The 24,772-nt window shown below is 45.6% G+C and carries 24 protein-coding genes and 1 pseudogene; 16 read left to right on the top strand and 9 right to left on the bottom strand.

What is annotated here, in order from left to right; translation table 11 throughout:
• Positions 1-204: 204 nt before the first annotated feature.
• Both dinB and OU814_RS25155 read left to right on the top strand, forming a co-directional pair.
• The gene (dinB, locus tag OU814_RS25150) at positions 205-1,311 is read left to right on the top strand and encodes a DNA polymerase IV (protein WP_268242464.1); all 1,107 of its coding nucleotides are present in this window, start codon (positions 205-207) and stop codon (positions 1,309-1,311) included.
• A gap of 176 nt (positions 1,312-1,487) precedes the next feature.
• Positions 1,488-1,766 (top strand): hypothetical protein, encoded by a 279-nt coding sequence (locus OU814_RS25155; RefSeq protein ID WP_242044277.1) that lies wholly within the window; start codon positions 1,488-1,490, stop codon positions 1,764-1,766.
• A gap of 82 nt (positions 1,767-1,848) precedes the next feature.
• Here OU814_RS25155 and OU814_RS25160 read toward each other — a convergent pair whose 3' ends face one another.
• Positions 1,849-2,334, bottom strand: a complete 486-nt coding sequence (locus OU814_RS25160) for a PKD domain-containing protein (protein WP_268242465.1) — start codon at positions 2,332-2,334, stop codon at positions 1,849-1,851.
• 91 nt (positions 2,335-2,425) lie between these two features.
• Here OU814_RS25160 and OU814_RS25165 point away from each other — a divergent pair.
• Positions 2,426-2,817: pseudogene (locus OU814_RS25165) on the top strand (IS1/IS1595 family N-terminal zinc-binding domain-containing protein); the annotation flags it as partial.
• A 67-nt stretch (positions 2,818-2,884) separates the two neighbouring features.
• Here the strand turns inward: OU814_RS25165 and OU814_RS25170 are convergent.
• A complete protein-coding gene (locus OU814_RS25170) occupies positions 2,885-4,126 on the bottom strand; it encodes a GAF domain-containing sensor histidine kinase (protein ID WP_268242466.1) in 1,242 nt (413 codons plus the stop codon).
• A 139-nt stretch (positions 4,127-4,265) separates the two neighbouring features.
• Positions 4,266-4,865 (bottom strand): Crp/Fnr family transcriptional regulator, encoded by a 600-nt coding sequence (locus tag OU814_RS25175; protein WP_268242467.1) that lies wholly within the window; start codon positions 4,863-4,865, stop codon positions 4,266-4,268.
• A gap of 322 nt (positions 4,866-5,187) precedes the next feature.
• Between OU814_RS25175 and OU814_RS25180 the strand changes: the two genes are divergently transcribed.
• The gene (locus OU814_RS25180; protein ID WP_268242468.1) at positions 5,188-6,219 is read left to right on the top strand and encodes a sensor histidine kinase; all 1,032 of its coding nucleotides are present in this window, start codon (positions 5,188-5,190) and stop codon (positions 6,217-6,219) included.
• On the top strand, positions 6,216-6,902 hold the full coding sequence (locus OU814_RS25185) for a response regulator transcription factor (RefSeq protein ID WP_316425596.1): 687 nt from the start codon (positions 6,216-6,218) through the stop codon (positions 6,900-6,902). Before OU814_RS25180 ends, OU814_RS25185 begins: the two co-directional genes overlap by 4 nt.
• Before the next feature lie 112 nt (positions 6,903-7,014).
• Here the strand turns inward: OU814_RS25185 and OU814_RS25190 are convergent, their stop codons facing one another.
• From OU814_RS25190 to OU814_RS25200, 3 genes are all read right to left on the bottom strand, one after another.
• Positions 7,015-9,285, bottom strand: coding sequence for a glycosyltransferase (locus tag OU814_RS25190; protein ID WP_268242469.1), 2,271 nt, complete (start codon positions 9,283-9,285; stop codon positions 7,015-7,017).
• Positions 9,286-9,645: 360 nt separating this feature from the next.
• Positions 9,646-10,134, bottom strand: a complete 489-nt coding sequence (locus OU814_RS25195) for a hypothetical protein (protein ID WP_268242470.1) — start codon at positions 10,132-10,134, stop codon at positions 9,646-9,648.
• Positions 10,135-10,282: 148 nt separating this feature from the next.
• Positions 10,283-10,627 (bottom strand): hypothetical protein, encoded by a 345-nt coding sequence (locus OU814_RS25200; RefSeq protein WP_268242471.1) that lies wholly within the window; start codon positions 10,625-10,627, stop codon positions 10,283-10,285.
• Positions 10,628-10,838: 211 nt separating this feature from the next.
• Here OU814_RS25200 and OU814_RS25205 point away from each other — a divergent pair, with 211 nt between their 5' ends.
• A complete protein-coding gene (locus tag OU814_RS25205) occupies positions 10,839-11,225 on the top strand; it encodes a hypothetical protein (RefSeq protein ID WP_268242472.1) in 387 nt (128 codons plus the stop codon).
• A gap of 148 nt (positions 11,226-11,373) precedes the next feature.
• Entirely contained in the window at positions 11,374-12,405 is a 1,032-nt protein-coding gene (locus tag OU814_RS25210; RefSeq protein ID WP_268242473.1) for a DMT family transporter, read from the top strand.
• Positions 12,406-12,706: 301 nt separating this feature from the next.
• Here OU814_RS25210 and folE read toward each other — a convergent pair whose 3' ends face one another.
• Entirely contained in the window at positions 12,707-13,237 is a 531-nt protein-coding gene (gene folE, locus OU814_RS25215; protein WP_442786152.1) for a GTP cyclohydrolase I FolE, read from the bottom strand.
• A 144-nt stretch (positions 13,238-13,381) separates the two neighbouring features.
• Positions 13,382-13,876 (bottom strand): hypothetical protein, encoded by a 495-nt coding sequence (locus tag OU814_RS25220; RefSeq protein WP_268242474.1) that lies wholly within the window; start codon positions 13,874-13,876, stop codon positions 13,382-13,384.
• Between the two features lie 276 nt (positions 13,877-14,152).
• On the opposite strand from OU814_RS25220, the gene OU814_RS25225 reads away from it, so the two are divergent.
• The 5 genes from OU814_RS25225 (at position 14,153) to OU814_RS25245 (ending at position 20,168) form a co-directional block, all read left to right on the top strand.
• Positions 14,153-14,560, top strand: coding sequence for a response regulator transcription factor (locus OU814_RS25225; protein ID WP_017285528.1), 408 nt, complete (start codon positions 14,153-14,155; stop codon positions 14,558-14,560).
• 138 nt (positions 14,561-14,698) lie between these two features.
• Complete coding sequence (locus OU814_RS25230) at positions 14,699-16,126, top strand: NAD(P)/FAD-dependent oxidoreductase (protein ID WP_268242475.1); 1,428 nt, start codon at positions 14,699-14,701, stop codon at positions 16,124-16,126.
• A 39-nt stretch (positions 16,127-16,165) separates the two neighbouring features.
• A complete protein-coding gene (locus OU814_RS25235; RefSeq protein WP_268242476.1) occupies positions 16,166-16,663 on the top strand; it encodes a MauE/DoxX family redox-associated membrane protein in 498 nt (165 codons plus the stop codon).
• A gap of 124 nt (positions 16,664-16,787) precedes the next feature.
• Positions 16,788-19,514 carry a GAF domain-containing protein gene (locus OU814_RS25240; RefSeq protein WP_268242477.1) on the top strand — a complete coding sequence of 909 codons (2,727 nt, stop codon included), beginning with the start codon at positions 16,788-16,790 and terminating at the stop codon, positions 19,512-19,514.
• 27 nt (positions 19,515-19,541) lie between these two features.
• Complete coding sequence (locus OU814_RS25245) at positions 19,542-20,168, top strand: response regulator (RefSeq protein ID WP_017285532.1); 627 nt, start codon at positions 19,542-19,544, stop codon at positions 20,166-20,168.
• Here the strand turns inward: OU814_RS25245 and OU814_RS25250 are convergent, their stop codons facing one another.
• Complete coding sequence (locus OU814_RS25250; RefSeq protein WP_190650024.1) at positions 20,169-20,666, bottom strand: DUF2721 domain-containing protein; 498 nt, start codon at positions 20,664-20,666, stop codon at positions 20,169-20,171. It lies immediately after the preceding gene.
• 191 nt (positions 20,667-20,857) lie between these two features.
• Between OU814_RS25250 and OU814_RS25255 the strand changes: the two genes are divergently transcribed.
• The 4 genes from OU814_RS25255 to OU814_RS25270 are packed head-to-tail and all read left to right on the top strand — an operon-like array spanning position 20,858 to position 24,768.
• A complete protein-coding gene (locus tag OU814_RS25255; RefSeq protein WP_268242478.1) occupies positions 20,858-22,072 on the top strand; it encodes a hypothetical protein in 1,215 nt (404 codons plus the stop codon).
• Positions 22,073-22,130: 58 nt separating this feature from the next.
• Complete coding sequence (locus tag OU814_RS25260) at positions 22,131-22,871, top strand: SDR family oxidoreductase (protein WP_268242479.1); 741 nt, start codon at positions 22,131-22,133, stop codon at positions 22,869-22,871.
• A 49-nt stretch (positions 22,872-22,920) separates the two neighbouring features.
• Positions 22,921-23,469 (top strand): DsbA family protein, encoded by a 549-nt coding sequence (locus OU814_RS25265; RefSeq protein WP_017285537.1) that lies wholly within the window; start codon positions 22,921-22,923, stop codon positions 23,467-23,469.
• Between the two features lie 36 nt (positions 23,470-23,505).
• Positions 23,506-24,768, top strand: a complete 1,263-nt coding sequence (locus tag OU814_RS25270; protein WP_268242480.1) for a GAF domain-containing sensor histidine kinase — start codon at positions 23,506-23,508, stop codon at positions 24,766-24,768.
• Positions 24,769-24,772 lie beyond the last annotated feature (4 nt).

Genomic DNA, 24,772 nt, shown 5'->3' on the forward strand with positions numbered 1-24,772 from the left:
ATCTTGCCTGCTTGTCCCTGTACTCCCGTCATCGCTTTCGGGAGCGAAATTATCAGCTTGTATGTTGGGGATAGACTGGTAACAGTTCAAGCATTCGGTGAATCTGGTATCTTCGCATTGAGTTGATTCAGCCACACTCGAAGTAATTTCACAATCGTCACAATCGTTAAAAAGCGTACTGGGGGTGATAGAGTAATAGTTATCTTGTACTACTCTCGAGTGATGAATGGGATTCGCAAAATCATTCACGTCGATATGGATGCGTTCTACGCTTCAGTCGAGCAGCGAGATTATCCCCAATATCAAGGGAAACCGATCGTGGTTGGCAGTTCTCCGACTCAACGTGGGGTCGTCTGTGCTGCGAGTTATGAAGCGAGAGTTTTCGGAATTCACTCTGCAATGCCGTCTAAACTTGCGATCCAGCGTTGTCCTCATCTCATCTTTGTCAAACCTCGCTTTGAAGTCTATCGAACCGTTTCTGAGCAGATTCGCGCTATCTTTGAGCGCTATACCGACTTGATCGAACCTGTTGCACTGGATGAAGCTTACTTAGATGTGACAGAAAGCAAATCAAGTTTGCCTTATGCGAGTGCGATCGCCAGAGAGATCAGAGCTTCTATTCAACAAGAAACAGGCTTAACCGCTTCTGCGGGAGTGTCCTTCAACAAGTTCTTAGCGAAGATGGCAACGGGGATGAACAAGCCCAATGGATTAACCGTGATTCTGCCAGATCAAGCCGAGGAGTTAATTGAGCAACTTGCGATCGAGAAATTCCACGGGATCGGCAAGGTGAGTGCAACGAGAATGCGAGAACTGGGCATTTGTACTGGAGCAGATTTGAAGCAACGCTCTGAAACGGAATTGGTGCAGCAGTTCGGCAAAATGGGACATCACTACTTCAAAATTGCGCGAGGGCAGGATGATCGCATGGTGGAAGCGAACCGGGTCCGTAAATCGCTGGGTGCAGAAACTTCGTTTGCTCAGGATTTAACAGATCGTGCTGTGATGCTTCATGAACTCGCAACGATCGCTCAGGATGTGTGTCACCGTCTAGAGCAACATCAGGCCAAGGGACGCACTCTCACGCTGAAGGTAAAGTTTGGCAACTATCAGCAGATTACTCGAAGCAGAACGCTCTCAAATCCGATTTGTGAGTTGGGAATCGCTACCTCTTTAGCGCAGGAGTTGTTTGAAGCAGTTGATTTAGAAGGGCGAAGTGTGAGGCTGTTGGGGATTTCGCTCTCAAATTTGGGGACTTCCCATTTGGAGTCTGAGACGCGAGCATCATTAGTGCAGTTAGCCTTGTTTTAGCGCCATGTCAGAGATTCTGAGTCAAGTCATAGCCGAAGAACTGAACGATTGACAACAACGACTTGAGGAAGCAGATCGACACATCTTTTACCATTGTCGAGCCTGAAAACATTTTCAGAAGAGGCACTCTACTGAAGATTTATGGTATGAATGTGACCATTTACCCGGAGTACTCGATGCAAACTTCTAATTCTCCCTCGTCTGTCCCTTCCAAAAGCATGGTTCAGAGCAAGACAATTTGGGGCGCGGTGCTGACTGCGATCGCGTCTATTGCTCCTCTCATTGCCAAAAGCATTACCGCTTATCAGAACACGGGCAAAACTGATCTGAATGACATCGCTCAAATGGTTGTCATACTAGCAACTACGGCATTAACCATTATTGGGCGAATTGATGCCAGTGCTGTGGTTTACACACCCGATGGAATGCCAGGAGCCAATAAGCCCAAAAATTAAGTGACCTTCGAGATGCTTACTACCTTCGAGATGCTTACTTTAAAGACTTCAAAAATGTCGTCTGAGAAACTAATCTTCAATGTCAAGGAAATTTCAGAGGCTGTTGAACTCCTCCGACGATTGGGGATGCATTGAGAACTTTGATCGTGCGAGTTTCCGTCGTGAGTCCACCATCTTTATCTCTGACCGTTAGCGTCACGGTGTAGATGCCATTGTCTTTGAAGCGATATGCAGCATTTGAGCCCATCACTGGTTCGCTGCCCTCTCCAAAGTTCCAGGAATAAGTCAGTGAATCGTTGCCTGGGTCGATCGCGGTTACGTTGAATTGAGCCATGGAGCCTTCGGTGATCTTTGTATCGCCAGTGAGCGTGATGATCGTTGGAGTTGCATTGGCAACTGTGACCGTAACTGCATCTCGGCTAATCGCTCTGTCTTTGTCAATGACGGTGAGCGTTGGGGTGAGCGCAGCCGTGAAGCCGTCGCCGACGAAGAGTTTGGTGTTGGCGATCGTTTGGAGATGACGATCATAAACTGGGTTGCCTTGAATGATGCCTGCAAGGTGACCCATCTCGTACAGGATGGTGGTGAGCAAATCGGGTAGTGCATCAAATTAATGTGGGACTGATAAAGTAGAGGCAGATTTCTTCTGGAGCCTACCAATGGAATGCCCCCTGTGCGGACACCCGAAAGCCCACAAACATGGCAAGATGCCGAACGGTCATCAACGCTACCTCTGCCCGACTTGCAATCAAACATTTTCAGAAAACTTTGATAGTCTCTACTATCGCCGCCATATCAGTCCTGAGCAAATTCAACAAGTGCTGCAAGCGCACAGTGAAGGCAGCAGTCTACGCGGGGTGAGTCGGATCACTGGACTCGCTTACAACACAGTCGTCAGCATTGTTCGAGCAGCGAGTCAGAGAGCGCAACTGGTACATAATGCGGAAGTTCAAGCGGTCGAAACAAGCGAGGTCAGTGCTGATGAACTGTGGTCATTTGTCTCAAAAAACAAAAGCAATGCTTGAGCCAAGAGCGAGAAACTGGAGATTGCTGTTAAATCGCACGTTACTTTTAGCCTCAAATCATTGCAGAAGGAGATTGAACTTGATGAGGTTCATTTAAGGCACGATTGACAATTGAACGCTTACAGTTGTGCCTGCTGCAGAAGAATGAATGGTCAATTCTCCATCATGTGCGGTGATAATTCGCTTTACGATCGCGAGTCCTAATCCTGTTCCAGAAGGTTTCGTAGAACAGAAAGGTGTTGTTAGGTGAGGTAAGATTTCTGGCGGAATGGGTTCTCCATTGTTATGAATATGGATGCAAACTCGCTCTGAATGGAGGGAGCTAATCTCACACCTGATCTTTTCTCCAGGCGAGATTGCTTCAAAAGCATTCCGAACTAGATTGATAAAAACCTGCTTGAGCTTATCTCGATCGGCGGAAATGTGAATGTCCGGTTGTGTGAAGGTTAATTCTATCTGACGATCAGTTGCTTCGGGCATGTCCTTAAGTTGTATGAGCAGCTCGCTCAAAAAGTCGCCAAGATTCAACCTGGAGCGCTTCAAGACCTGCGGCTTTGTGTAGAGCAAGATTTCAGTGAGTAACTGCTTCAGACGTTGAGATTCATTGAGAGCTAAGGCTAATCGTTTTTGATCAGAGGTGTTAAGCAATCGTTTTTTGGCATAGTTCAACCCCATCTCGATCGTGGTGAGAGGATTGCGAATCTCATGAATAATTAAGGCTGTGAATTCCCCAATCTCAGCTAGGCGTTCCTGTGTTGCCAATTTTGATTGGATTGCTTGTAGTTCTCTCAGCCCAGTCGCAATTTCCTTCTCTAAACGTTGATCGCTCAATCGTTTCTGCTGGTAGAGTTGATAGTTCTCGATCGCCATTGCTGCGCGTTCTGCAAGCGATTGAACGATCGAGATCTTTTCTGAACTGTGTTGACAAGGATGCTGATGAAATGCGTAAAGCGTTCCGATGACTCTGCCATAGATAGTTTGCAGTGGTACTCCCAGAGAATAAGTGTAGCTGCCGAGTTGCTCTTGATGGTCGAGGTGGTGTTCTACATCATCAATGTGCTGAAGCAATCCATGCTGAAGTAGAATTGCCGAAAGTTCTGTATGAAAAGAAGATTCAGGGCCTGCTTCATGGAGAAGCGGGTGACTGGCAAGAATTTGCCAATCTCCTTCCTCGCAGATAGTTATAATTGTCCAGTTTGAGTTCAACAATTGACAAACTTCACAGGTAATTCCATGCAAGTAGCGACTTAAGATATAAGCTTGATCGTTCAATTCCGCTAAAGATTCCAGAACATACCGCTGTTGTTCAACTGATTGGCTGTTCTGTAAATTCATAAGCGCGTCTCCACACCAGAAAAATGATGTTAATGAGCGTAGAACAAAGCCTATGCCTACGTCTTTGATTGAAATCAAGCTTGAGAAATTTTTAGGTTGTCTTAAGAATTTCTCCTTCGCGAAGCGTTAGTATCTGCGCTCACTTGTTGAGTTGAATCATGCGTTTTGTTCGAGTAATGATCCCCTCTTTCTGGAGTTGTTTTAGGGTGCGAGATAAGCTTTCAGGACTCACACCTAAATCTTGTGCAATTACCCTCATCGATCGATGAAACTGCATGATTTCTTTACCTGAATCCGTCATGTAGCGAAGATAGTGTAAAATTCGTTCGCGCGTAGACCGAATCCCACGAATTTCTAACATGATCTTGGTTTGGTGTAATCGATGTGCGAGAAGTTCCATAAATGCACTAGACAGTGCAGGATCTTGTTGCAGTGCTGGCCAAAACTCCGATTTGGGAAATCGGGCGACTCGTGCTGGTTCTTCTACGATCGCAGTGCATACATAAGATTCCTTAAACAGAGCAATTTCTGCAAAGATTTCTCCAGCATGAACTCGATAATGGTCGATTTCTTGACCTTCATTTGTGTAATGGAGCAGTCGAATGGTGCCTGACTGTAGAGCAAAGATGGAGTGAGCGGGATCATTTTGGTAGAAGAGATAGTCTCCTAGTGCTAAGTCCTGATAGGTTACAATCGAGCGAAAATGAGACAAAAGCTCTTCGACATCCAAAAAAATCATAGAATTGAAAAACAGAACGAATTAGCTTAAGTAAGCAATTTAACTACTATTGCTAGAATTGCTTAATTCAAGATGAGAGACACGTAAGAACTGGATAAAATATAAAAAATAATATCTAATTCTTAAGAAGTCGCTGAGTTTTGTCGAGTAACCGTATCTCAAGAATTTCATATCATTAGCCGCATTTTGAGCATTTCAGCTTAATGTGGAATGAATCCTCTCTAGGTAATGAGTGAAGTCGATGAATCCGCTGGGTCAAGGTTCAAATCGGTGGAGTAGAAGGCGAAAATGGCTTGATTTCGCCTCATTACAGGTTCGGCTGATGGTCGTAGTGATTGTGATTTGCGCGATCGCACTTGCTAGCTATAAATTGTTCAGTCATTGGAGCATCCAAACGGTGCTAATGATGCACTCCGAGCAACTGACGATCGCGCAATTCTTAACGATTACAGAACAACTCGCAACACTCAGTCTGCTTGTGATCAGCGCAATGGCTGCCACGATTCTAGGGGGGATTTGGCTACTCCTCCGTCCCTTGAAGCAATTTCAGTATTGGGTGCAAACGACAACTACTGTTGCTCAGTTAACGACCTTTAATGCACGTGCTGCCCCTAGCGAGATTCGGACTTTAGCACAGGCATGGGATGAACTCCTCAGCCAGCGAGCAGCCGTTAAACACCAGCAGCGTCAATTTATCAGCGATGTGGCTCATGAACTGCGATCGCCGTTAAGTACGGTCTATGGTTATCTTCAACGTACCGTCAGACGAATCCCCAATCTATCCGTGTCTCAGCAAGAAAGTCTTGAAATGGCGACTTCGGAAGCCGAGCGGATGACGCTGATTTTACAGGATTTAATTAGTCTCGCACGAGCGGAAAGTTTTGATAGTACTCTTGCTCAAGAACCACTCATTCTCAATGAATTTGTGCGGGACATTTCCAGCATGACAGAAAAGTTTGATCATCCGAATATTCAGACTGAAATCGCTCCGATGCCTATTCGAGTGCAGACGCATCGGGATTACTTAATGCAGGTGCTAGATCATCTCATCCAAAATGCGGTTCGATATTCTGATCCCAATTCACCGGTTCTGATTCGACTCAAGCAAGTTGACAATTTCGCAGTGATTCAAGTGATCGATCGTGGTGAAGGGATTCCTCCATCCGATCAAGTGATGATTTTTGAACCTTTTCATCGCATTGATCCCTCGCGTAGTCGAGCAACGGGAGGAACAGGACTAGGACTTGCGATCGTCAAGACTTTGATCGAAAAGATGGGAGGCACGCTTTCTCTCGATTCTGAGCCTGGGGTTGGCACAACCTTCACATTGACCTTACCGATATTAGGACGATGAGCATGAGCATTCCCCACATTCTGATTGTCGAAGACGAGGTGCAACTTGCACGGTTTATTGCCCTGGAGTTAGAAAGTGAAGGCTATCAGGTGAGTGTTGCCCACGATGGCATGAATGGATTAATGCTGGCTCGTGAAATATCTCCTGACTTGGCGTTGCTCGATTGGATGCTACCGGGTCTATCAGGAATTGAACTTTGCCGCCGATTGCGATCGACTGGGTTTAAAGCACCGATCATCTTTTTGACTGCAAAAGACGAAGTGGGTGATCGGGTTGCAGGACTGGATGCTGGAGCAGATGATTATGTTGTTAAGCCCTTTAGCATTGAGGAATTGATTGCGAGAGTTCGCGCTCATTTGCGTCGAAATCAAGAGACGGATGAAGAAGTCTTGCAGTTTGGAACGTTAAGGCTCAACCACAAAACACGAGAGGTTTATCGGGGAGGACGATCGATTGAATTAACCGCAAAAGAGTTTGATTTACTAGAGTACTTTTTGCGGCATCCTCGCCAAGTTCTGACGCGCGATCAAATTCTCGAAACAGTATGGGGATATGATTTTGTTGGAGACTCTAACATCATTGAGGTGTATGTTCGATATTTGCGCTTGAAGCTAGAAGGATCGCACGAACCCCGCTTAATTCATACGATACGAGGAGTTGGCTACGCTTTGCGAGAAGATTAGGATTTACCCGTGATTAAAGTCCCATCATTAATCACAGTCACTTGCTCAGGGCTGAAAGTTGGGGCAAATGTTCATTAGGACTATATTTTCAAGCATTAACCTGAGTTGATAGCTAAGGCGATACTTGAGCCACAGAAACTATGCTCGCTCTTGCAGTTCGATCGAAGATCACACGAGGTTTCAGTAAAACCTGAAAGAGTAGCCAGAGCGATCGCAGTTCTCCCGGAGCACATTGACTACGCCACTGTCCAGGACGGCAATATAGCATTTGGATCAAACATCGCTCCTGTTCAAGTGAGAGGGGTTCAAAGTGAATGTGCAAGAACGGAAACTCACTGTTTGAAGGGCAATCTTCTACTTGAGTGACCTGTGCTGGCAGTGTAAGATCCTCTTCTAGAAAGTCTACTTGAATTCGAGAATCTTTTGGAGTAATTTGTTGAGTTATCGCGATCGTTGCTCCAACTTCTGAAATTCCTGTCGTAAAGCCCCATCTGACTTGATCCCCAATCTGTACCTTGAGAGTACGACGCAGATCGAACTCATCATAAGCGTGAGGTCGAGGCACATCAATTAGAATCAGCAATGCAATGCTGAGCGTGAGTAGATTAAAAACGCTCCAGATCCAACCGAGATCGACCCCTTTCATCTGATTCGCAATATCGTCTGTCATCGGCTGCCATGCTCCCATTAGAATCGCATAGCCTAAGTTCATCCACAAACTCATTGCAGTTGCGACGAAAAAGATGATCAAAGGTGCAGCCAGTCTCCAGTTAAACTGAAAGCGATCGCGACTCGTTCCTTTAGGAGTCACCCGAAATTCCTGCCCAAAAGGATTAAGCATCACTTGAATCACAGTCAAAGCCAGTGGAAACGCAAGTACCAAAGCATAAAGATCTGCTAGGAAAGCAGACCGAGATCGATGATTGAGCCAAGAGAAAGTTGTGATCTGAACGAGGTAAAACGGCAGAAAGTAATACAAAATTTCAGCATTTGTCGCTCTGACTGGAATGATGTGCAAAAACGCATAAGCAATGGGAAACAAGAGAAATCCAACGCGCGAAAGACTGGTAAACCAATGCAAAATTCCCTCTAAATGAGCAAGCCGTTGCATCGGACGCAATCCTTTAATTGTGAGTGGATTTGCATCGACAAAAAAAGCTTGCAGCGTCCCTCGTGCCCACCGTAATCTCTGAAGCGCTTGGGCTGCAATACTCTCTGCTGCAAGACCTGCGCTCAATTTTTCATTGAGATAGATCAATCGATAGCCTTTCGCAGCTAATCGAATTCCGGTATAGTAGTCTTCGCTCAAGGCTCCTGTAAAAAAATATCCTGCTTCAATCAAAGCAGAGCGCCGCACTACAAACGAAGTTCCAGCACAGATAACGCCCCCAGCAGCATCCCGAATAGGTTGAATTTGCCGATAAAAGACTTCCTCTTCTGGTGTTAGAATATCTTCTAATCCAAGGTTTCGAGCAATTGGATCAGCATTGTAAAATGTCTGTGGGGTTTGGACTAGGCCGACTGTTGAATCTTGAAAAAAGCCGACTGTACGAGTGAGAAAGTTCTGAGTCGGAATAAAATCAGCATCAAAGACGGCGATCAGTTCACCACTTGTTTGAGGAATGGCATGATTTAGGTTCCCTGCTTTTGCATGCCGATTATCTGGTCGAGTGAGGTACTGACAGCCAAGTTCGAGACAGAGATCTCTGATTGCAGGTCGTCTATGATCGTCGAGCAAATACACACTTTTAGCAGGATACTTTAATGCTTGACACCCTATGATTGTGCGTCTCAAGATAAACGCTGGCTCGTTATAAGTGGGAATCAAGATATCGACATGAGGCACATAGCTCTGGTTTAGAACTGCGATCGACAGTTGATCTGCTTCTGGCTTTCTATCTCTGACTCTTAGCAACAGGATAAGCTGAATCATGCTGCCACTCAGGATAAGGAGTTCTAACAAGAATAACCCCAGGCTAAAAACACCATCCAACGGATTACTAAAATTGAGCGTAGACAGCGATCGCCAAACAAAATAGCGAATCATCAAAATCCCCAAAACAGCCACCACAAGTACTCTCGACCAGGGCTGAGGACGTGGCGAAATCTTTGTAATCGCGAAGACTAGGAACGTTAAGAGTACTGCCCAAGCCAAAAGATACTCGCCAGCTACCATCGGAACCATCAACCAACCCGGCGGAGTCTGCTGAATCTGATTTAGCCGCTCAAATAACGTCGGAATTGTCCCCTGCCCAGCAAACCAAGCAGTAACGATGAGTGCTGAGATCGCAACAACGCCTAGCATGATCAAAGTGGCGGATTGGGGGAGTTGTAGATTGTTCCGATTAAACCCTAGAAACATCGATCGGGCGTACTGCTTCATCTTTCTACTTCACTCTTAGATTGCGATATGTCAGAGTATGCAGCGCAAAAATGAGTGTTTCCTGAGAATTTCCTGAAAACATCTAGAATGTAGTGATATTGTAATTTTTCTAATGGATAGAGCTAACGTTTTGGGAGGATGGATGAGCTTAGCTCATCATCTATACGATTCTAAGTGTGAGACTGGGTGAGTGAGATCTAATGACAGAAGTCTCGCTCAGGCTCTTGAAAAGTTGTAATCATACAAAAGTTGTAGTCATACAAAGAGCCGCGGAAAGTGTCGAACTAATTTTCAAAAAATGGACAAAGCCATAAGTCTAGGGCTTTGTCCAACATTGGTGCAAACGTGGAAACAACTCAATTATTGATGGCTTGGAACTTGAATTCGGGCTGTGCCAATTGGAATTTCCGTATTAATGCCAGCCTGTTTCGCTGTGATACGGTAGAGCAAGATCTCGCCTTGTTCCATTGCAGTATCTCCATTGGTAAAATCAAGCTCGATCGTACGCCCTGGAGCCACAGGCTGATCGAAGACGACTGCCACTCTGCTTTCAGCCCGGCTGATCTTTGCAGGGATCGTTTTACCTGATTCGTCTTTGACAATGATGCTACTGAATTTTGCCATTTGTGGAGGAATCAGCACCATCAAATCTTCGAGAGACATTCCAAGTACCATAACACGAATCAGGTGATGTTCACCCTGAAGCCCAGAGCTACTAACAAAAGGAGCATTGAAGCTAAATGACATCGCAGACTGAGGCAAAATTACAGGAGCCGTTGCAGTAGCAGGAAGGCTTGCTGCAATGGTTAACGCGATCGTAGAGAAGCTAACTAAGGCAAACCGTTTCATAGGATTCTCCCAGATACAAAGGATGGCTGAATGCAACGGACTGTAGAGTAATAAGATTGCATTTTCCTAGGATGAAGTACGAAGCTTTAGAGAGTCTGAGAGTCAGCTTAAAGTTGGCTGAGAGATTGAAAATCATCCTAACTCATTCTCAATGCAGATTGATTTCTCGCAGTTGATTATCCAAAGCATTCAAGTAGCTACGATTGTTTAACGTGGAATCGGGGAGTAGATGCATTGCGATCGCAGCTTGTACGATATCTTTGTTTGAGACTTTCCCTGAAGAGTGATCTTGAATCAGTCCCCCATAACCACTGATTCCCTGACTTTTGAAATATCCTCGATAAGCAAAGGTAGCAAGATCGGCGGGTGTAAGTCTAATGACTTCTTGAGCGATTGTCATGTTCATCGCTTCCTTAGTTTGAGCGATCGCGCTTGCTCCTGAGAAACTAGAGAACAGCATCAGCAGGAATGATATTTGTAGAAAACGTTTCATTGTGTGACATCCTCAACGGGTTGATATCAGATCAGCATGACAAATCTACCTGAATGAGGTCTGATAAGACCATGAGAATTGACTGAGGACTTAGAAAAAACGTTGAATCTTTTCTACAGAAAAACTCAGAGAGTTTTTAAGCAAATCTCAGCTTCTACTCAGGATTGCTACTTATGCTGGAGTTGAGTGGACGTATAAGGAACTCACCAAAATGACCAAGATGAAATTTTCCGCTTTGTTAACAACAGCAACCTTGATTGGCGTAGTTACGCTATGGGATGCTCCACTGAAAACATTGAGTCCTCAGTTGGTGCAGGCATCTGCCGCAGAAATGAAAGATAGTACTGGGTTAACTGTTCAACAAAAAATTGCTAGGGTAACCCAGCATAAAGGGCAGTTTGGGGGTGGCGATGAACTGAGACGATACTTTTTTGGCGATCTAGAACCTCTGGGAGTGCAACCTGGAGGTGCAGGAATGGTTGTCAATCTTTACAACAAGGCAAACAATATCACCTTTTCCTATTGTGCAACTTATGATGTTGTCGTTGCTGTAAAAGCAGGTAGAGTTGCACAGTTTCCGGCTAGCGAAGTCAAATAATCGCATTGTATGTCGGGGATACTCTGTTGCATTGCACCAATGATTCCCTTGTTGCTAGAAGATATTCTGGACTGGTGATAAAATCCCTAGTAGGAGGTTTTATCGCTAGTTCGGATTTTTAGTATGTGCTTTATTCGGAACTACGATCGTGACAAATTTAAACAAGACTCCATCTCAGCGTAAAATTCCAGGGCAACTCTATCTCTGGCTGGCTGTGCTGATCTTCGGAGCGTCTAGCGCTGTGACGCGTAAGTTGACCGAACTTGGCGCTCAACACTTCATGGATGGGCACAATCCGATCTCATTGTGCAATGTTTTGTTTGTTGGAAATCTCTGTGCGCTACTCGTTTTATTGATCCTGTACGGGCGGCAGTGGAATCGCGCAAATCTAAGACAATTATCGCAGCGAAACTGGTTAAATCTTACACTTGTTGCGATTCTGTCGGGTGCGATCGCGCCCGCTTTATTTTTTCAAGCCTTGGCCTTGACGCAGGTAAACAATGTTGTGCTGATTGGGCGATTGGAACCGCCATTAACTTTAGCACTTTCGATATGGCTGCTGCGGGAACGCTCAACTCGCTGGGAGGTGATCGGAACAACCCTGGCATTAATGGGTGTTCTTTTGACGATTTTTTTGCAGCCATCCTTACAGGGGATGAGTTTTAGACTCGCAGGAGTAGGTGAAAGCTTGGCAGTGATGGGTGCGAGCTCGCTGGCAATCTCAACGATTATTAGTAAAAAGTGGCTGAGTGAAGTTCCGACAGCAATTTATGGAATCTTCCGGACTGCATTAGGCACGATCGTCTTTTTCTTTGCAGCCTTGGGTCTATATGGCAGTCATCATTTTGTCGAGATCTTCTCTCCATTTTTGTGGCGATGGATGCTGATCTATGGTGCAATTATTGTTGTTCTAGGACAATCATTTTGGGTTCGTGGCTTGAGAGCATCCACCGTTTCGACCGCTTCACTCATCAGTTCATTTACGCCGATTGTAGGAGTTTTTGCGGCTTACTGGATTCTCGATGAAGCTCCGACTCAAGCTCAGTATATTGGTGGGAGTGTGATTTTGCTTGGGTTATTGCTGAGTCAAATTGGAAGCTTACAGATGGCTCACCGCAGAAATTTAGCGCAGGTGGAACCGATGGAAGTTGAGAATGGAATCGGATTTAAAGGACTCTAAAAACTACGATCGCTGAGATACGAATCCCATCTGCACAATGCACCTGACACGATCGTGCTTCTTCTAGTCGCTGTTCTTCTGCCGCGATTTTGACCATACCTGATGAATTGGAAGATTAAAAAAGGGTTTTCAACGGCTTAGAGTCTGATACTGCTCTCTCTTGCATCTGTGTAGAACAATTCAAGTTCAGAATCGGTACTTCTTGATAACAACGCCGACAGAACCAGTAGATACCATGCTTATTAACATGGCGCAGAACCAAATTTGCGCAGAATGGACATTGAACCGAATTCACTCTTCATTACCAAAATGCGGGTTGATGACGAATCAAGCTAAGGAACTCTTCGCGAGTTTTCTCATGATCTTGAAATGCACCCACCATCGCACTGGTCACAGTCCAAGCTCCTGACTTTTGTACACCACGCATTGTCATACAAAGATGTGTTGCTTCGATAACAACCGCGACCCCCTGCGGTTCAAGAACGGTTTGAATCGCATCGGCAATCTGACGAGTCAAGCGTTCTTGTACCTGCAAGCGGCGTGAATACATTTCGACAATTCGTGCTAACTTACTCAAGCCAACCACCTTCTGATTTGGAATGTAGGCGATATGTGCCCGGCCCACAAAAGGCAAGAGATGATGTTCACACAGACTAAACATATCGATGTCTCGAACTAAGACCATTTCGCTGTGCCCTTCATCAAAAATTGCCCCGTTGATCAGTTCTTCCAAAGATTGCTGATAGCCGCTTGTCAGAAATTGCATGGCTTCTGCCACTCGTTTAGGCGTTTTGAGTAGCCCTTCTCGATCGGGATCTTCACCCATCTCCAATAAAAGCGTTTACACCGCTTCTATCATGAGGTTTTGATGCAGTTCTGAGTGCACACTCGATTCGTTCAAGGAGATAGCGGTCATGAGTTAAAATTCAGAGTAGGAATCAATTTGAGTCTCTTTGAGATGCGATCAGATTGAGTGTTAACCCCGTCCCGGAACTTGAATTCTGGCAGTGCCGATCGGGATTTCGTCTCGAATGCCTGTGCGATGTCCAGTCAATCCGTAGAGCAAGATAGCCCCCTCTTCTTGGTCAGTCTGGACACCGACAATGTTGATTTGTAGCAGTTGCCCTGGATTGACAGGCTGATCGAATGCGATCGCAACTTGCTTCTTGTTCGTGGCAATTTTTGCGGCAACTGCTTTCCCATCTCCATCGGTAACTTGAACCTGACTAAATTTGCTCATTTGTGGCGGAATCGAAATCGTCAAGTCCTCTAGAGACATCCCAAGCACCATGACTTGGATGATATGACTATCGTTGCGTAACCCAGAACTACTGATAAAAGGAGCAGTAAAATCGAAAACCATACTGCCTGATGCACCCAGTTCAATTTTGGGGGCAGATGCTAAAGCTGGAGAGAGGATTGAAGCCGAAAGAAGCAATGCAGATAAGCTGCTATAGATGAATCGTCTCATAAGTTTCTCGTTGAGTACTAAGAATCAAAGTTCTCGAAAGGCTTCAAGGAAGCTTGCTCACTATCTTGACCGTTCAAGCTGAGAACTTGCTGATCGCAACCTGAGAATTTCTGAATGATTTGCTGAGGAAAAGGAAAGTCACTCGTTGATCTGCAAACAAAGCTTATTCTCATCATTTAGTTCTCTAAATTCAGGCAGTTTTAAGCTTCTTCTCAGGACTTCTGAAGGCTGATGAGACAAGATGATTGAAACTGAATCAATATTTGCGAATGTAGTATGAAAACGCGCCTGCTTCTTATCGAAGACCAAATCAATCTCGCTCACTTCATTGCCCTAGAACTGAGGGCTGAGGGATATCAGGTGATTGTCGAACATCATGCCAAAATCGGATTAATCGCGGCTCAGGTGCTATGTCCTGACATCATCATCATGAGTTGGGATCTACCTGGAGAAGCTGCTTCAAGAGCGTATCACCAGCTTAGATCGATCGGGAATCAGGTTCCAATTGTGGTAATGACAGTTGATACCAAACCTCGTCATGTCTTATCGCCTGAACTCAATGAAATGGTTTGGCTGATGAAACCCTTTTGTATGTCTGACTTGTTCAAAGCCATTGATCAAGTTCGCCACACGCCATTATTTGTGAATTCACCTCAACCTGAGAGGATGCTGAGAATCGGCTGAGGATTTACTTATCAAATTTTCAGCTTGTTCTACAAAACTTCTTAACGACTCATCATTCAGAACTTGTCTCTCTCAATGAAACTCGTAAAAAGGACTTTCTAACAAGATTGCTTCACCCTACAGCAGCAGGATATCGAGATGGATGAAACGACTCTGCCAACTGTAATTTTGGGCGCTGGTTTTACGGGACTATTTGCAACCTTGCACCTGTGTCATCGCCGCTACCCTCATCATATTGTACTGATTGATCGAGCAGAACGGTTTGTGTTTAAGCCTCTGCTCTATGAACTCCTGAGTGGCGAAATGACCGATACTCAAGTACAGCCTCGTTATGCCGAGTTATTTGAGTGTGATAGTGTGACGTTTGTGCAGGATGATATTGCAACGATCGATTTAGAAACGCGAACGGTTAAGCTCACTTCAGGACTTTGCTATCGATATGGCAATTTGGTTTTAGGACTTGGTAGTGTTCCGACTTACTTTGACATTTTAGGAGCAGAAGCTCATACTTTTGCATTTCGCACAGGTGAGGATGCGATCTCATTGCGGCGACAGTTGCGAGATTGTCTGCAAAGGGCAACTCAAGCAGACGTTGAACAGCGACAGACATTATTGACGATTGCGATCGTAGGAGCAGGCCCTTCTGGACTAGAAATGGCAGCAACATTAGCAGACTTGTTGCCCCAATGGTACGACCGACTGCACGGTGATCCCAAAGATATTCGGATTGTTGTGTTGAATCGTAGCCATGAAATTCTCAAAGATGACATTAACGGACATCTGCGAGAAATTGTCCAAACTGCCCTTCAAACCCGTAAGGTTTCTGTTGAAATTATTCAAGGCGTTGCTGTTAAAGCTGTATTGCCGGATGCTTTGAAGTATGAGCAAAATCATGAGATTAAAGTACTTCAAACTGCGACTGTGATCTGGACAGCGGGCAATGGACTTCATCCTCTAGTTCAACAGTTAGCAATTTCGGATGAAAATCGCGATCGCACAGGTCGGTTGCGAGTTGTCCCCACGCTACAACTGCCTGACTTCCCGGAGGTTTTTGTGGGTGGAGATTGCGCCGTGTTAGAGAAGCCTCTACCCGCAACGGCGCAAGTTGCCTACCAACAAGGAGCCGCGATCGCACATAATTTATATGCGATCGCACAAGGGCAGCCCCCAAAACCCGCAACAGTCGCGCTACGAGGAACACTGATGAAATTGGGTTTAGGCGAGAGCGTTGCGAATCTCTTCGATCGAGTACCAATTACAGGGCGGGCAGGGCATCTAGTACGACATGGAACCTATTTAGAACTCCTCCCCGTGTATGTTCACAATTTCAAAGCGACGGTAGGTTGGCTGACAGATGAGATCTTTCAGCGTCCGAGTCGAACTAGCTTGAAACCTTTGACCTCGATGCGATTGCTTCAGCGCGTTGGAGATGTTGCGGCTGCGATCGTGGTTATGAGTAGTGGGCTTTTGCTGTGGCGTGCTGCTCAACCGACCCAGTTCGAGCAGACTTTGCGATCGACACAGTTGCCCGCATTGCTCGATCGACTTCAGCAAAAACAAGGATAGAGACGAAACTTTTGTACTCTCAGAATTTGGAGAACTCTCATGATTTTAGACACTCATACTCAACCTGGCTTACGCAGCGAACAGCGTTTATTTCGGCAATCGGTGACGACAATGCGATTTTTGCTAGGGCTTTTCTTTGTGCTGTCGGGCATCGCGAACTATCTTTACTTCAATGCGCCGGGTGGCTTCTTTGAAACAGTGACACAACTCAAGCTCAAGCTCTGGGGATGGGGATTTGAAGGAATTGGTCCTCTACCTCTGATTATTGCTTTGCCCTATGCGTATCTCCTGCCTCTAACTGAAATGATTGTGGGCGTGTCATTTATGATCAATCGATTTGTTCGCTGGACAGGCATCGTGATGATGCTCATGCTATTCAGTTTTATTATTGCTTTTGGTTTGATTGGACCAGATGGGTTGATCCCCAATAATCAGGGGAACTGGGATAAGAATGTGTTTATGCTGATCGGGGCTTGGATCTGTGCCGCTTATGATCACTATCTTGTCACACGTCGAGAAAAATCGGGCGAACTTTAGAGATATGGGACAGGGATTGCGATCTCGCTTGAAATTTAGGCGCGATCGCTTTCATCTTCAGCTACAAAATTGAACTAAGATGGAATTTAGTACCTTTAAGATTTAATTGATCCCTTTTAGTTCAATGACGCAAAGAAGCGATCACCTTCTGGAAACCACTGTTAGAGCGGCTCATGTTCTACTCACTCTAGATAACTTTGACGAAGCGGTGAATACTGCGCTGAGCATCATCGGAGAAGGGATCGGTTGCGATTTCGCCATTGTTTTAGAAAATGTTTATGAGTCTTCATCTCCATTCCCTGAAATCTGCAATTTCATCTACGAGTGGGCTTCCCCTGGCTTTCTACTGCTCAGCAAGACCTTTGGAGCAACGGTTCTTCCGGTGGGATTGCTAGGAATAGAATTTTTAGAGAAATATCTTCTCAAAGGAAACGGTTTTGGAGGGCTGCTTGAAGTCTGGAATGAACCCTTTCGCAGTCTCTTAGCTTCTGTTCAAATCCAGTCAGCTTATGCGGTTCCGATTCGCGTGAATGGCGAGTGGTGGGGAACTTTATGTCTTGATTATTGTCGCTCGCCCATTCAGGTGAGTAGTGCCGAAATTTCAGTTTTAATGACGATCGCAGATTGTATTGGCAGCGCGATTCAACAAAATCGCTTGAAGCACGAACACCAACAAACTTCTCAACAAAGAGTTGCTGACCTAGAAGGATACAATCGAATGCTACAAGGGCGCGATCGACTATTGGAGGTGACTGCCAGAGCAGCCAATGTGTTGCTAACGCTAGATAACATTGACGTGGCGATTGATTCTGCACTCACAGTTTTGATTGAGGGAATCGGTTGCGATCGCCTGGAAATTCTCGAAAATGTTTACGAAGCCTCATCTCTGATGCCAATTCGTTACCTCAGTACAGCTCATAAGTGCCTCGACTCCAGATTTGAAATTAGCTCCTTCAACATTGAATCTGCCACAGCCATCGAGCTAGAGGATCTCTTTCAGAAGTATTTCCTGGAGATGGATGGCTTTGGTGGAGTGTTGGCGGAATGGGATGAACCGCTGAGAAGCTGGTTAGCGACGCTTCAAATTCAGTCTACTTATGCGGTTCCCATTCGGGTTAATGGTCATTGGTGGGGCATATTGTGTTTTGATTACTGCCACGCCCCCATTCAATTCAGCCCTGGTGAAGTTGCGGTTTTGAGAACGATCGCTGACTGTCTTGGTAGTGCAATTCAGCGCAATCTCACTCAGCGAGAACGAGATCGCCTGTTTAAAGCGACAGCGAAAGCCGCAAATGTTTTACTGACATTGGAAGACTTTGACCAAGCTGTTAACGCAGCCCTTCAGTTTATTGGAGAAGGCACTGACTGTGATTGTGTCGTAGTTCTGGAAAATAGATTTGAGTCCTCATCTCCCTTGCTGAATTCCTGCGAATTCATTTACGAATGGGCTGCCCCTGGGTTTCTGCCTATTAGCGTTGCTTTTGGTTCAACCTCGCTCCCGGCTGACTTGCTAGGATTGGACTTCATGAGACAGTACTTTCTGGAGGGGGATGGCTTTGGGGGACTCACTGAAGTCTGGGACGAGCCTTTACGCAGCGCGTTAGCCTCTGTTCAAGTCCAGTCTACCTACGCGGTTCCGATTCGCGTGAATGGGCAGTGGTGGGGAGCATTGAGTTTGGATTATTATCGAGCGCCGATACAGGTGAGTACTGCTGAAATTTCAGTGCTGATGGCGATCGCAGATTGTATCGGTAGCGCGATTCAACGCGATCGCACTCAGAAAACAATGTTGCAAGCTGAACAAACACGAGTGACTGAGTTAGCTCAGGCAAATACAGCCCTGAAGCAATCTCTCGATACTTTTGCTGCTGATTCAGATCTCGATCGCTTCATTGGAAATACACTCAAAGCGATTGCTCAGCAGTTCGATTCTCCCTTGATTGAATACTGGGTTTATTCTCAGTCAGAAGAGCCAGCTTCAGTTCATCTGACATACTGGCAAGGTCAAGTGCTTAGTGCTGCCAATGCTTCCATCTTGAATGTCACTTCATCAGGATTGATTCCATTTCTCGATATTCCCCTCAGTGTCGGAGATAGCAATATTGGAGCGCTGTCGATTTACTTGCTTGCCCATCGTCACTTTCCTGGACAAACCATTGAACTCGCTCATGCTTTAGCACAACAGCTCACCCTCGCTCTAGAACTGACCCGTCTTGCACAGGAAGCTCAGCAGACCGCTCTATTACAAGAACGAACTCGCATGGCACAGGAAATTCACGACACTTTGGCGCAAGCCTTTGGCGGGATTTTGATGCAGTTACAAGCCGCTCAGTACTTTGCGGTCAGTCAGCCTGAAAAAGCTCAGTCACATTTGCTGGTTGCTCAAAAAATCGCTCAAGAAGGGCTGGCTGAGGCACGCCGATCGGTTTGGACACTTTACCTCGAAACCACTGAATATGAGGATCTCGCTCAAGCGATCGCTAAATTTATTGAACAAACTCCCTCTGATCCATCCGTATCAATTAATCTGACAATCGATGGTATCCCTTATCGTCTCCATCCTGATCCAGGACTAAATTTGCTCCGTATTGCCCAAGAATCGCTCACAAATGCTCTGCGACATGCCCATGCTCAAAGGGTGCAAATTTACCTCAGCTATTGCCCTCAGACTTTACAACTCACGATCCAAGATGACGGCTGTGGCTTTGATCCCCAATCGTCTACCGCTGGATTTGGGTTACTGGGGATGCAGCAAAGAGCAGCCCGAATGGGTGCATCCTGGCATCTTGTCAGTCGCCCTAGCGAAGGAACGACGATTACCGTCACTCTGAGCCATCCTGTGATTCCATAAATTCTAAATCTACGCTCTATTTCACCTATGCTGACCAAAACCATCCGAATTCTGATTGCCGATGATCATCCCATTGTGAGTCAAGGTTTAGTTGCAATTTTGAATGACCAACCGGATATGAAGGTCGTTGCTGAAGCAACCAACGGGAAAGAAGCGATCGAACAGTTCCGATTGCATCAGCCCGATGTCACGCTGCTCGATTTACGGATGCCACAAGTCGGGGGAGTAGAAGCGATCGCGACGATTCGATCGGAATTTCCCAATGCTGCAATCATCATGTTTTCGATCTATGAAACGGATGAAGATATCTATCAGGGACTTCGGGCTGGAGCAAAAGCCTATTTGCTCAAAGACACCCCTTGTCCTGAAATTTTAGAGGTGATTCGAGCGGTGAACGATGGACAGCGGTATGTGCCAGCAGGAATTGGGACGAAGTTAGCAGCGCGGATGGAACGCCCAAATTTGAGCGATCGTGAGTTTGAGGTGTTGAAGCTGATGGCACAAGGTAAAAATAACAAGGCGATCTCATCTGAACTATCGATTACTGAAAACACGGTCAAATTCCATGTGACAAATGTTCTGCTCAAACTGGGTGCTAGCGATCGAACTCACGCAGTCGTCAATGCTCTTCAGCAAGGATTGATCAAATTGTAGTTACTTGCGAAAGTTAATTTTGCAGGACTGACATTGATGATGAACTTCCAACTGAATCAACTGATGAGAGGATCTTAGCTCATCAGCAATCAGAGCCATCCCCAAGAGCAAAACGCTAATTCCAAGTAAAAAAACAATCACGACAATTTGCTGGAGCCATTCGCTATTGTTAGCGATCGCGAAAGCAATCACCAACATATCCAGCATAAAGACCAGAATCGCAAGATAAACGAGCACCAAAACATGATGAACCTGATGATGGTGCTTGAGTAGATTGGGCAGCAAATGGTCAAGATGGTGAAGTTTTTCAGCTTTTGCTTGATGTTGAGTCAGATCCAACTCTAGCAAGCTAAGCTGTTCCTCATGAATAGAACGAATGCGATCGCTTAGCCAGGTATACCGCGCAATAATCCCATTCAAGATAATCCCACAAGTGGTAATCATGACGACGGGAGCAATGATCAGGTTAATCGTTTTAACGAGGGTTTCATGATTCATAAAAAACTCCAAAAATTCTTGAAGGGTAGTCCTTTGGTCTGTCAACTACCCATTTGGGTGGGGAAAATACTCAACGCCTGAGGGGGGAAACAATCATTGTCTGGCGTAGTAAAGAATCAGAACAGTTTCTGTAGAGTATGAATTATCTTCAAATGTTATCTCAGCATTACACAAATTGAGGAAACCCAATCATGTCAAAACAAAGATGGGCTAACCACATTGCTCTACTACTCGGAAGTTTAGTCACGCTGAATGCTGCTCCAATTCAGGCTGAAGTGATTAATCGAGGCATTGAATCTGGCCCCTACCAAGAAGCACGCCCCGCGCCCGATTTTCTCCAACCTGATGTCAAGATTGTCGTTGGGCAGCCTTCTCCATCTGAAGTGAACCCTTCGTTTCTAGGTCCTGTGCTGCTCATGAAATCTGCTCAGGTTGATTTGGTCAAAGGCACTGCAAAACTTCCCTTACACAAGGGAAAACTCGCTTCAGGTGAAACAGCCTGGTTTATCATCACCGATGCAACAGATGAGAATTTGTCTAACCTGCATGGGGTGAACTATTCACCCAAGCTTGCTTACGGGTTTACAGGACGCAATCAACGAACAGCAACGATCAGTAAAGATGGCACTTGGGTATTCAACCGAGGCAAAGTAGACTTCAAGCCAAAACTGAGCATTACACCAGGTGCTGCTAACGCTCCTTTTCCACCTCAAGCGGCTCAACCTGGATCAGTAGGCGATAACAATTACACGCCTTTAGTCAAAGTTACGAATGCGACGAAAGATGTGTTGTTCAATGCTCCAATGGTGGCATTCAATCAGACGGAAGATCAGCTTAATGCCTTTTGTAATGGCAAGCCGAATCATGATTTAGTTCATGACAAAGTGGTTGCAATCTGTCCGCGTGAAGGAACGGTGACTTTAGAGCTAACGATCGGATTTACCTTCAGCAAACCGATTCTCTATCTCTCTACTGAAGCCAACGATTCAGTCGTCGCTACGCTGGAGACTGCAACCTACGCCCCTGCCATGGAAGACTTACCCTTTGCCCATGAAGATGCACTTCCTGGTGAATCTGCTGAACGCATTTATGTCTTTGTCAATGGAGCAACTGGCTTAGACAATCCGCATCGACAAGGTTTGTACAGTGCATTAACTGACAGACGAGGGCCGTTGAATGTATTAGGTGGCATTCCGACGATTAACTTAGATTACAGTCCGATGTGGCGGATTTTTCCGGCAGTCTGGACAGAAGAAGCGATCAAAAAAGGCTACCGTGCTCGCATGAGCGATGCCATCCACATCGAAGATATGGGTGCTAAAGGCTATATTCGATCTCTCGACGGTGGCAGCCTTCGAGCCGTTGGATTCATTGTCAATTGTCCAGTAGTTTATCGCGTCAATTAGTTCATCATCATTGTCTCAACCGTGATGACTCAGAATACCTATATACAGGAATAGGATCATGCAAATCCAAAATGCAACGGCATTGGTAACAGGCGCAAATCGTGGTATTGGCTACGCATTCGTCAACGCTCTGCTACAGGCAGGCGCTCAGAAAGTCTATACCACTGCCCGTGATATCAATACGCTCAAAGATGTTACGAGTTTGGATACTAGCCGAGTCATCCCTCTCCAACTTGATGTCACAGACTCCTGCCTAATCAATACCCTGCCTGCACAATCACCTGATGTTAACCTCTTAATCAATAACGCTGGGATTCTCGCTTTTGGAAGTATCCTTGATGTGCCAATGGAGGTAATCGCTAGTCAGTTCAATACTAATTTTTACGGCTCGCTAAATGTAGCTCGTGCGCTGGTTCCAGTGATTGAGCAGAACAATGGAGGAGCGATCGTGAATCTGTTGTCGGTCGTATCGCTTGTAAGTATGCCTGCATTAGCTGCTTATAATGCTTCTAAAGCGGCAGCTTGGTCAATGACTCAATCTCTACGAGCTAGTGTTGCAGAAAAAAGGATTATGGTTCATGCTGTTTTTCCTGGTCCTGTAGATACTGATATGGCTACGGGCATTGAATTTAGCAAAACAAGCCCTGCGGATGTTGCAGCGGCTGTGCTAGCAGGGATTGAAGCAGGTCACGAGGATATTTTTCCAGATCCTATGTCTGCTCAATTCTATGCAGCTTGGAGACAAGATCACAAAGCGATTGAGAAACAATTCGCTGCTGGATCAAGTGATGATGTTTAGCGATGGCGAAGCCACAACTTGAATTTAAGATATTGTGAGTCTTTATCTAATGGCATCATCCAGAGAACCTAATTGTCTTACCCTCCCTGTGAGCGATCGCGATCATTGCCAAGGCAGCTCGATCGCAAAAGTCACCTTGGTCGAGTATGGCGATTATCAATGTCCTCACTGTTGGGCAGCGCAGCAGATTATTCCGTTGATTCAGCAGCAGTTGGGAGAACAGATTCGATTTGTGTTTCGTCATTTTCCGAGATCGAGTCTGCATCCAGAAGCCTACCATGCTGCCGAAGCTGCCGAAGCCGCTGCATCACAAAGTAAGTTTTGGGAAATGCACAGCTATTTATTTCATCATCAAGCGCAATTGGCAGATAGTGATTTAGTCAGGTATGCGATCGCGCTTTGCCTCAATGTCGATCAATTTCTGGCAGAAATGACTAGTGATTGCCATATGGCGCGCGTTCAGGAAGATATTAAAAGTGGCATCCAAAGTAGCGTGATCAAAACTCCGACTTTCTTTATTAATGGGATAAAGCATGGAGATGATGATCGCTTGGAAACGCTGTTAGAGGCAGTTGTAAAAGCTGAGCGCAACTGTTGAAGCGCACTTGCTCTATTCAAATTGAGGTAACAGATGATGTCTAAGTCTCAGCCACCCGTGAATTCTGCTAGTTTTATGCCTACTGTCTCTCCCGAATTAGAAATGGAGTATTTGACGACGTTAAATTATCGATCGGGCGATTTGGCTGCCTATTTAACTGAAATTTCACGGAGCGTGAGTCGATTGATTCAGTCGGATTGGACGATCGTGACGCTTTGCCAAGGGGAGACCGGGCAAATCATTGCAAGCAATCTTGAGATGCGGCGGGAAAGTGCTAGCTTCAGCGTTCATCGCACCCTGGCAGCAGAAGTGGTTCAATCCGTGCGATCTCTGGTCATCGAAAACCGCCAAAATATGCGGGATCACAATCTTGCAAGTGAGTATCACGCCTATCTGGGAGTGCCGCTAAAAATGAGAAACCAAGCAGCAATTGGCACGATTTGCTCGTTTTTATGTCACCCCCGCTCATTTACAGAAGCTGAAGTAAAGATGGTTGAATTATTTGCTGAGCGAGCAGCAACCGCGATCGAGAATTTTTGGCTCTATCAACATCAGCTACAAGTTAATCATCAACTTTCTCAAGAGGCAGCAGCTTGCTCAATTGACTTGAAGCGATCGCAAGGTCAACTGATTGAGCAAGAACGGTTAGCCGCGATTGGTGAGTTTACAACAATGATTGTCCATGAAGTGCGAAATCCACTGACTACGATCGAACTGGGCTTGAGATACGCTCAAAAAGTATTGCAGCCTGATTCTGACCAACAGCGGCTTAACCTTGCTTTAAAGGAATCTGAACGACTGAAGCATCTTCTCAATGACATTCTGTATTACGCAAAGCCGCAAGTTTTAAAACTCTCAAGACTCAATCTCAGTCTGTTTCTAGATGAATTTCTGCTTCAGGTTCAAGATGTACCCGAAGCAGTTGACCGCCGAATCAAATATACTAATAGCCTTCCAGAAGTTGCAGTGATGGCAGACCTTGATAAGTTAAAGCAAGTATTCTTGAATTTATTTCGGAACGCATTTGAAGCGATCGCTCCTCAGGAAGCCGTCGATTGCTCAATTCGTCCAGGCATCAATGTAAATTCGATTTGCATTGAGATTCACAACGGTGGCGCTCCGATTTCACCAGAGCTATTGTCTCAAATTGGAACTCCATTTTGCTCGACAAAGCCTTCTGGAACAGGACTAGGACTAGCAATTTCAAAGCGAATTATCGCAGCACATGGAGGGGAACTAATAATTGAATCATCTGTATCAGGAACCAAAGTAAGTGTGTATCTCCCGATGAACCTATGAATTG

Origin of the sequence: Leptolyngbya sp. GGD, from assembly GCF_026735145.1 — a bacterium.
GTDB classification, from domain to species: domain Bacteria; phylum Cyanobacteriota; class Cyanobacteriia; order Leptolyngbyales; family Leptolyngbyaceae; genus Leptolyngbya; species Leptolyngbya boryana.